This window comes from Gilliamella sp. Pas-s25, from assembly GCF_009795885.1.
Lineage (GTDB): Bacteria > Pseudomonadota > Gammaproteobacteria > Enterobacterales > Orbaceae > Gilliamella.
Genome location: NZ_WTEV01000100.1, coordinates 1 through 324, shown reverse-complemented (window position 1 = coordinate 324; position 324 = coordinate 1). Strand labels below are relative to the sequence as shown.

Sequence of the window (324 nt, the reverse complement as noted above, 5' to 3'; positions counted from 1 at the left end):
AATATGATACCGTGTTACCAAGTGCTGAATTTTACAATAAAAGTTATCGAGGACAAATGAAAATGGCAACTGAAGATTTAAGAAGGGCTATCCAAAGGGGAGAAATAAATCCCGGGATATTTACCCCAGAGCAGTTAAACGCAATTAATGCCGGTAAACCTAAAATACCCGGTTATACTTGGCATCATCATCAACATCGCGGTAGAATGCAACTGGTTCCATCAAGAGAACATTTAAGAACAGGCCATATAGGTGGCGAAGCATTATCTAAGGGGAAATAAATATGTTGGAGTTAAAAAATGATAAAGCAATTGGTTTTGTATA

Annotated in this window: 1 protein-coding gene; it reads left to right on the top strand. The window is 37.0% G+C overall.

Annotation, left to right across the window (positions count from 1 at the left end; translation table 11 throughout):
- Nucleotides 1-56: 56 nt before the first annotated feature.
- Nucleotides 57-281 (top strand): HNH endonuclease, encoded by a 225-nt coding sequence (locus tag GQ593_RS13510; protein WP_160432487.1) that lies wholly within the window; start codon nucleotides 57-59, stop codon nucleotides 279-281.
- Nucleotides 282-324: the final 43 nt, after the last annotated feature.